Consider the following 9,299-nt stretch of genomic DNA (forward strand, 5'->3'; position numbering starts at 1 on the left):
CGGCGGGGCGTATGGCTGCTTCCGTGTGAGTGCGGTTTCCGAAAAAGGTATTGCAACGGGGGAAAGATGATGCGTTCTTTTTTGTAATCGTAAGAAGATAAAATTAATGAAACTGTTGCTGATTTATTTCTGTATTTTGTTTTTGAGTTGTCAGGCAGTGGTTGCTCAAAAGGCCGTTGTACGAGGATGTGTGACGGATGCCAAAACGGGTGAGATTCTTTCGGATGCCAATGTGCTGGAACGAAGGTCGGGAACGGGAATGGCAACCAATGCTTACGGACTTTATTCCATATTACTTCCCAAGGGGGAATGTATATTGCAATGTTCCATGTTGGGGTATGTTACTTGGAGAGATACCTTGACTTTATCAGGAAATACGGTGGTGAATATCGCATTGACTCCCGATGATTATTGGCTGAAAGGTATCGAGATAGTGGGAAGCCGCAAGCATAGCGGACAATTTGCTTTGGAAGCAAAGGAAATACAAGCATTGCCATCTGTGGGAGGGGAACCGGATTTGATGAAGTCATTGCAGTTTCTGCCCGGAGTGCAGAGTGGCAATGAAGGGACAAACAATATTTCTGTACGGGGTAGTAACCAATGGGGAAATCTGGTCTTGCTGGATGAGGCTGTAGTTTATAACCCCAGTCATGTATTGTCCTTCTTTTCGGTGTTCAACAACGATGCCATCCGTGAGGTGAACTTGTACAAATCGTTCTTCCCGCTGAAGTATGGCGGTCGTTCTTCATCCGTCATAGACGTGCGTATGCGCGAAGGTAACAGCAAGGAACGTGAACGGAGTGCCAGCTTGGGGCTGATAGCCTCGAAAGTGTTGTTGGAGGGACCTTTGAAGAAGAAAGAGGGGTCTTATCTGGTTTCCGGCCGGTTTGGATATCCGGGTGTAGTAGCCGGACTGTTGGGAAGTAACCTGACGTCGAAACCGCAGATGTGGTTTTATGATGTCAATGCCAAAGTGAACAGAACGCTGGATGCTCGAAATCGTATGTTCTTTTCCTTGTATAGCGGAGGCGACCATACCGTGTTCAACAAGCTGGTGAAAGGCTATGGGATGGATTGGGGAAATGCTACGGCTACGATACGTTGGAATCATATACTGAATGATAAGACAAATGTGAATACAAGCGCTGTCTTCAGCAACTATTATTATAAGTACAAATCGTTGTCGGACGGATTGAGATATGTGTGGAAGTCGAACATGCAGTCGTATCAGTTGAAGTCGGATTGGGAGAGGTATCAGAACAATCTGCTGACCTTGAAGGGAGGGGTGAACCTGCATTATTTCACTACGATGCCCGGTGAGGTGGGCAAGTCCGGTAAGGATTCTAACATCACTCCTTCGGAAATGTCGCGCAAGAGTTTGTGGGATGCGGCATTGTATGCCGAGGCAAATTATAAATTCCTGCCCCGTTTTCTTCTGAATGCCGGGGTTAGGCTGTCCGTATTGCATGCACCGGCCTCTACCTATTATGCAGCCAAGACATTTGTGATGCCCGAACCCCGTGCCGAACTCTCTTTTATTCCGAATGCCTCGCACCGGTTTTCCGCATCGTATACACAGGCGGCACAGAGCATACACATGCTTACCACCTCTTCAGTAGGTATCCCCTCGGACATGTGGATGCCTGCCAATGCACTGTTGAAGCCCTCCGTCATGCGCCAACTGGCATTGGGATATGAATACAATTTCCCTGATAAGGAATATACATTGTCACTGGAGGCATATATGCGCCGAACAAACCATGTGGTAGATTATAGGAAAAATGCCGATATTTTTCAGAACGACCGGATAGAGGATGAAGTCGAAACCGGTTCTGCCAGAGGGTGTGGATTGGAATTCTATTTGTCAAAGAATAAAGGAGCCGTGACCGGATGGATTAGTTATACTCTCTCGCGTGCGCGTAACCGTATAGGAGGAGAGGAGTACCGACCGGTGTACGACCGTCCCCATAACCTAAAATTGTTCGTAAACTGGGAAATGAACAGACATTGGTCTCTGTCTTCCACTTTCTCCTATGCATCGGGGATGAATCTTACGCTTCCCGTTGGAAAGTATGAATCGGAACATGTACTGGTCTATATTTATTCTGACCGGAATGGTTATCGTGCCCCGGCTTTCCACCAGTTGGACTTTTCGGCAACGTGGCGTATCAGGCAAGACCGTAGCTTGAGCCTTTCCATCATCAATGCTTATAGCCGGAAAAATGTGTTCTCTATTTATGCAGGGAGGCAGGGGCACTTTTCTGTAGGAAACGGGCGTATCTATAAACTGTATCTTTATGGCATCGTCCCTTCGCTGACCTATTCTTTCAAGTTTTGAGATAACTCTTATTTTTTTCCTCCACCGGCAGTACAAACACGAACCTTGCCCCCTCCTTGTACTCCTTGTCCAGCAGCACTTTCCCTTTCAGTCGTTCGGCGATGAGGCGGCAGATATTGAGTCCCAGGCCGGTGCCTTGCTCGAAGTTGTCGGCCTTTTCAAAGCGTTCGAAGATGGTTTCCGAGTATTCCGGGGGAATGCCGGTACCGGTATCGGTGACGGAGAAGGTGACGTATCCGGGATGCTCTGTGAGGGAGCAGTGCAGGCGGATTTCGCCTTGTGTGGTGTGTTTCTCGGCATTGGTAAGGAAGTTGATGAGTATCTGGCACACACGTTGCCCGTCGGTGCTCAGTTCGTAGCAGTCGTCCACTTCGGAGGTGTAGTAGAGCTTCACGCCTTCGGGCGTGCGGTGTTCAACGGTGGTTATGGCTTCCCGGCAGAGTTTGTTGCAACTGTGCGGCGCTATCTTCATGGTGTATCTGTTGCTTTCCAACTCGGCTGCGCTGAGGATGTCCTCCACCAGTGTGAGGAGGAGGTCGGAATTGTGCTGTATGAGATGGCAGAAATCCTGCCTTTCCTCTTGGGAAAGGTTCGTGTCGGGGGAAGTGATGAGTTGTGAGAAGCCCACGATAGAGTTGAGCGGTGTCCGTATTTCGTGACTCATGTTCTGCAGGAAGATGCTCTTTGCCTTGTTGGCTGCTTCGGCTTGGTCGCGCGCTTCGGAAAGTTCCTCGTTCTTGTGGCATAGTTCGAGGTTGACTTTACGTTTGCGGTGGAGGTAGAGCATTAGGAAAAGCAGAGATAACAGTAAAAAGCCGGTGACAATGCTGAAAAGAGTGATGCGGTAGCGCGAGGTGGCCTGTATGTTTTCTATTTTCAGGCGTTCGGCGCCTATCTGGGTGTTCAGTTCGGCGATGTCCGACAGTTGCAGCAGATTGTTTGTCGAATCCAACTGCTGGTAATATTTTTTCAGATATTTGATGGCATTGGGATAGTCTTTGGCGCATTCGTAAATGTAGGCATGTTGTTGCAAGCCTTTCTCGGACAATTGGTCAGCGTGGGCATGGGCCTGCTCATACTGTTTGTCCAGTATGTTCTTGCTGATGTGGGCTATCAGTAGGGAAACGTTGGCAGAGAGCTTGCAGCGGTCTGCCATTTGTACGGCTTCTTTATAACAGTCGTTGAATTCATCTATACGTTTCTGCTTGAACAGTATCAAGCATTTCTCTATCATGGCTTGGGCTATGTTCCGTTCTGTTTTAGCGCTCTTCAAGGCTTTTTCGCAATAGTCCAGTGCGGTGGCGTAATCTTTTTGGGTGTTACGGTAATATTCGGCAAGGTTTGAGTATAGTTGGCTGGGATCCTGGTCGGGCATATTCTTCAGCATATAGTCCAAGGCTTCCTGATAGTATTGGGCGGAGAGGTCGAAGTTTCCGCGTGATTTGTAGATATGGCCCATGGTTCGGATACAGCTGAAGATACCGTAAGGGTATCTGTCGGCAAAAGCTTGCTTTTTCATTTTTTCCGCTTTCTGCAAGGCGAGCAATGAGCGTTGTTGGTTCAGGAAGTAGATGATTTCGCTGCTCCAAGCGTGATAATAATATTGCAGATAGTTATTGGCACGTGAAATCTCTTTCAGGTCAGTGGATGCCTTTTCTATTTTGCTATCATCTTTTTGGGATATATAGAACTGCAGGGGGATGATGTATGCCAGGCATTGTGCTTTTTTGTCACCGAGCTTCAGAGCCTGTTGATACAAAGTGTCGGCCACCAGCAGCCCCTCCTGCTGGCGTGCCTGCTTGGAAGCCCGCTGGTAGATGGGGTAGAGTGCATCGTCTATCTTGTAGGGATTGTTCTGTGCTGCGGAAGGTAGGGACACCCATACTGAAAGCACTAGAAAACATAACCTTGAAAGAATGCACTCCCTCTTTGTTCTATTGGATGGAATAAGCATGTTTTTTCCGGATACTTATTATTATGCCTATGGCATCGCAAAAATAAGATAAAAGAATAAATTACAAGTTTTTTATTTGCATAATTTCTCTATTTACTTGTTAAATAGTTCTTGTCAGGAGTGTTCTTACGAAATTTCCGGTGATAATGCCGCCCTCTACATCATCATATTCTTCCTTATTGAGAACTTCACGATGGCCATCGCTTCGACCTTCAGGACACGGCAGGTTCGGGCGGCAACGACGGCGACCAGGGCGAAAATCCTTTGGGATAAAATTATTTACGATTTGACGATGTACGATTGGAGTTAGTACTGCTAAATAGCCGCGCCTGTGTAGGCATTTATGATACGAGGAGTAATCCCAATCGTACATCGTCAAATCGTACATCTCTTAATCATTAACTCTTAATCCCTATTCATCATTCATGCGAAAAATCAACAACATCGTGGTGCATTGCAGCGCCACGCGGGAGGGCCATGCGCTCACTCCCGAAGCTTTGGAGGCAGAGCACCGCCGTCGCGGCTTCCGCACGACGGGCTATCACTACTATATCCGGCGCGACGGCACTGTGCTCGGGGCCCGCTCTCTGGAACTGCGGCCACAACAAGTATTCGGTCGGCATCTGCTACGAAGGCGGACTGGATGCCATGGGGAATCCGAAAGATACCCGCACCCCGGAGCAGCGTTCGGCACTCCGGCTGCTGGTACACCAGCTGCTGAAGCAGTTCCGGAATGCCCGTGTCTGCGGCCACCGCGACCTGAGTCCGGATTTGGACGGGGACGGAACGGTGCAGCCACGGGAGTGGGTGAAGCAGTGCCCGTGCTTCGAGGTTAGTAAAGAACTTTAATCCCCCCCTAGGACTCCCTGAAGGGGGAGGGGGATAGTCCTGAAGATTGAGCGCGCGCAGGATTGGCGGGAGTATTCTCCTTCCCCTTTAGGGGAACGAGGGGTCTAAAAACACAGAACATCATGAAAATAAGTAAAGAAACTTGGAAAGACATCCTGAAAATTGTGGGTACTATCATCGCTACCATAGCCAGTGTGCTGGGGGTGCAGGCGATGCCGCTCTGATTTCCCGGATGACAACTACCCCGCTTACAGCTTGGTATACAAAGCTACCAAGTGGGGCAGTTTTATGAAAAAAAACAGAAAGCATTCGTTCAAGTTTCGCAAGTCCTCTGTTGAAAGTCAATTATTGGACTTACGAAACTTAAGACTTTTACTCATCAGGAAATACAAAAAAACATGAAGCGAACAATTTATATCCTATTTTGCTGCCTATGGTGTGCAATTGCCACGTTTGCGCAGTCAGACAATATTCTTATCTCTAATGTGACTCCACCTTCCCCTCATGCACAAAGCATGCTGAAGGCAGGACATTTTCCGGTGTCCGGCTATACAGGGGTACCGGATATTACCATCCCCCTCTATACCGTCCAGTTGAAAGATTTTTCCTTTCCCGTCTCTCTTTCCTACAATGCCTCGGGCATCAAGGTAAATGAGGAGGCCACTCGGGTAGGGCTGGGCTGGACATTGAATGCCGGCGGAGTTGTGACCCATACCGTGAGAGGACGTTATCAGGACTTCTGCGAGTGGGCCTATTTCAATGACTCCCCGGATAACCAGCTCCAGGACATTGCGGGCATCTATCATATCGACACTTATCTTACGCAGGGAGCCGGCACTTCCTTGCCGTTCGCTCTACCCCAAGGTATGACCCATGAAATGCTGTACAGAGCTTTGACGAGCGATACTTATGCCAGTTGTGGCGGTACGGAACTGGCTCCTGATGTCTTCCACTATCACTTCTTGGGATATTCGGGAAAGTTCATATTTTCTCACTCGGGCCACATAGTGAAGGAAAGAGAAGACAATGTGCGGATTACGCCTCTTACGGAAAACGATGCTATGGGCCATCCCAAACTGGCCGGCTGGGTCATGACCACCCCCGATGACACTGAATACCGTTTTGAACAGACTGAACAGACGTTTTTCACAGACTGTCCGCGTGCAGAAAGCTATTCCAGTGCTTTCTACCTGACGCGGATAAAGACAACGGCCGAAGCAGTGGTTACATTCGGCTATAAAACCAGGGATTTCCATTTGGCTTCTTTTGCCAATATTCAGGACAGTCGGATGGAACAATATATCACCGCGGATATGGCTTATTACAAGGTGCCCTATCTGGATAGAATCAGTTATCCCGGTGGCAGCATTAGTTTTGAGTATGCCACAGACCGGTTGGACTACAGTTCGGAAGTGCGCTTGTCGGCTGTTCGCATCAACGACGCTGCGGGCAACAATCTGAGCAAGTGGGAGTTGATTCAGGGATATTTTGTTTCCAATGCCAACACTGGCTTCGATGTGCCTACCCTTGACGAACTGAATCGCAGGCTGCCTAACAGCGCTTATTACAACTCCACATGGAACAACAAGATGTTTACGAAAGATTGGAATACCAAAAGACTGAAACTGACCGGACTCAAACATACGGCAAGCAATGTGGCTTCACCGGAAGTCTATTCCTTTTCCTACAACGAAGCCGCTCTACCCACCAAGTTGTCGGAAGCTCGTGATCATTGGGGATATTATAATGGTGCGGCCAACAAAAGTCTGATTCCTGCCTATTGCTGTAACAGCAATCAAAAGTCTGATTCGGTCATTTTGGAACATGGAGGCAGTGCCGATCGCGAACCCACTCCGGCATTCGCACAAGCATTCCAGTTGAGGTGGGTGACATATCCGACGGGGGGAACGGCGGAATTCACCTATGAATCGAATGTATACAAGACAAATGATTTTGAACAAGACCCCTATAAAAAAGATTTGATGTACCGCGTACAAGAGGTGGTATTGTCTGCCAGCCAGCGCCACAAATACGACAGCTACGGCAATCCTCTGTATGTCTCTGCCGATGGAACCGGAAACATGGTTTTCCTATGGAGCTACCAAGGCATGTACCCGGTGGCAAAAATCGTGAATGCCACGTATGAAGAGGTAAAGGCAGCCCTGGGCACCGCTCCCGAATCACTGTCCTCCTCTTCCAGTCCCGATACGGCACTGATAGACGGACTGAGGACGAAATTGGGCAAGGCGCATGTCACCACCTATACCTATAAACCCCAGGTGGGGTTGCTGACAGAAACTTCTCCGGCAGGAACAACCACTTACTACGGATACGACAACTTCGGCCGCCTGTCAGAAGTCTGGATGCTGGAAGGACTGTCCAGAAAAGTGCTTCAATCCTATGAATATAATTATGTCAATCCCTAAAACAACATGGCTATGAATAAGATTTTAAGATATATACTATTGATATTCGCTTTGGGCATCTCTTTGGAAATGCAGTCTCAAAGCTCCGGTCCGGCAACGGTCTCGTTCAGCAAGGACAAGAATTATGTGGCTACGCTCACTCCCCGCAACGGGGTTTCCTCCGTGGCTTGCAACAACGGGACAATCAGCAATTACGAAAGCGGCAACGTGCAGGTTTCCATCTGTTACATGGATGGATTGGGACGCCCGGCGCAGCAGGTGGAATACCGCACTTCGCCTGCGGGAAAGGATCTGATAAGCATGCAGGAGTACGCTTCCCTTGATGTGCCGGAAAAGCACTGGCTGCCGGTGGCTTTCAGTGCGGGCGGGGCATATACCGCCCCCTCCTCTGTCACGGCACAGGCACGGACGAACTACGGCGACACCGCTCCTTATGGCATGTCTTCCTATGAGGAACCCATACACCGACGCGTCTGTGAGGAGTATGGTGCCGGCCAGCTGTGGCACGACAACCGGAAGCGTGTGCAGACAAGCTACCTGACCAACAGGACGGGCGACAACCGGCTTGACTGCATCCGCTACAAGGTAGGGGGTGTCGGGAGCGGCACTGCATTGGTGCAATCCGGCAGCTATGCTTCGGGAGAGCTCAGTGTGGTATGCACCACGGACGAGGACGGGAACGTTTCCTACCTGTTTACCGACAAGCTGGGACGTATGGTATTGCAGCGCTGGGTCATTGGAAGCGACAACCACGACACCTACTACGTCTACGACAACCGGGGCAATCTCCGCTTCGTCCTTCCCCCGCGCATCCGGGACGAGGGAATCTCACAAGACAAGCTGGATGCACTGGCCTATTGCTATCGGTACGACAGCCGTGACCGGTGCGTGTGGAGGAAGCTGCCCGGCTGTGATGCCGTGCGCTATGTCTACGACAAGGCCGACCGTCTGATTTTCGTGCAGGACGGCAACCTGAAGGGACAAGGCAGATGGCGCTTCACCATTCCCGACGCTCTGGGCCGTACAGTGCTTTCCGGGCTCTGCTCGGACACCCTGCCGGTGGTCGGAAGTCCGGTAGAAGCGGAGTTCACGGGCAGCGGAAGTTATAAGGGATATGCCGTGAAAGTGGGTGGAACCGTCCGTGAACTTTCCGGAAGCAGGCTGCTCACTGTGAACTACTACGACAACTATGACTTTCTTGGCAAGAACGGTTTTCCTGCCTATGCCTACGACAGTTCCATGGAGTCCTCCGGATACGGCACCAAATCCGATGCCCGGGGAATGCTTACGGGCAGCGTGACGGGCTTGGCCGGGGACGGCGCCGGACAGCTTTACAGTGTGGTGTATTATGACCGCCGTTCACGGCCTGTCCAGCGGCAAGGTTCCAATTCCCTGGGAGGCAAGGAAACGAAATACACGGCCTATAACTTTACCGGCCAGCCTACCAGGTTGCGCCATGTTCATACTGCCCAAGGCAAGGCTGTCCGTACGGAGGTCCGTACATATTCCTATGACCATGCAGGCCGGTTATTGACGGTGAAGCACAAGCTGGATGCTTTGGGAGAGGTTACGCTCGTGAACAATGTCTATGACGACCTGGGGCGTCTACAGTCGAAGTCGCTGCATGGCAGTGCCGTCAACAAGCAGACCTATGCTTACAACATCCGCAACTGGCTGACGGGGGTCAGCGGAAGCAAGTTCACGCAGAATCTGTATTATAACACCGGAAACG

Annotated in this window: 6 protein-coding genes and 1 pseudogene; 6 read left to right on the forward strand and 1 reads right to left on the reverse strand. The window is 50.1% G+C overall.

Features of this window, described 5'->3' with window-relative positions; translation table 11 throughout:
• The first annotated feature begins 106 nt into the window (after window positions 1-106).
• Complete coding sequence (locus DWY57_RS18045) at window positions 107-2,338, forward strand: TonB-dependent receptor (protein WP_119962194.1); 2,232 nt, start codon at window positions 107-109, stop codon at window positions 2,336-2,338.
• Here the strand turns inward: DWY57_RS18045 and DWY57_RS18050 are convergent.
• Window positions 2,328-4,292 carry an ATP-binding protein gene (locus DWY57_RS18050; protein ID WP_119962195.1) on the reverse strand — a complete coding sequence of 655 codons (1,965 nt, stop codon included), beginning with the start codon at window positions 4,290-4,292 and terminating at the stop codon, window positions 2,328-2,330. The two genes, DWY57_RS18045 and DWY57_RS18050, sit on opposite strands and share 11 nt — an antisense overlap.
• Before the next feature lie 97 nt (window positions 4,293-4,389).
• On the opposite strand from DWY57_RS18050, the gene DWY57_RS21115 reads away from it, so the two are divergent.
• The 5 genes and pseudogenes from DWY57_RS21115 to DWY57_RS18070 all read left to right on the forward strand — a co-directional run.
• A complete protein-coding gene (locus DWY57_RS21115; RefSeq protein WP_171030469.1) occupies window positions 4,390-4,602 on the forward strand; it encodes a hypothetical protein in 213 nt (70 codons plus the stop codon).
• A gap of 115 nt (window positions 4,603-4,717) precedes the next feature.
• Window positions 4,718-5,141: pseudogene (locus DWY57_RS18060) on the forward strand (N-acetylmuramoyl-L-alanine amidase).
• Between the two features lie 122 nt (window positions 5,142-5,263).
• The gene (locus DWY57_RS20975) at window positions 5,264-5,365 is read left to right on the forward strand and encodes a smalltalk protein (protein WP_005825315.1); all 102 of its coding nucleotides are present in this window, start codon (window positions 5,264-5,266) and stop codon (window positions 5,363-5,365) included.
• A gap of 174 nt (window positions 5,366-5,539) precedes the next feature.
• Entirely contained in the window at window positions 5,540-7,567 is a 2,028-nt protein-coding gene (locus DWY57_RS18065; protein ID WP_119962196.1) for a hypothetical protein, read from the forward strand.
• Between the two features lie 12 nt (window positions 7,568-7,579).
• Window positions 7,580-9,299, forward strand: a 1,720-nt coding sequence (locus DWY57_RS18070) for a DUF6443 domain-containing protein (RefSeq protein WP_243634721.1), incomplete at its 3' end; no start/stop codon positions are given.

The organism is Bacteroides sp. AF25-5LB (assembly GCF_003602965.1).
GTDB classification, from domain to species: domain Bacteria; phylum Bacteroidota; class Bacteroidia; order Bacteroidales; family Bacteroidaceae; genus Bacteroides; species Bacteroides uniformis.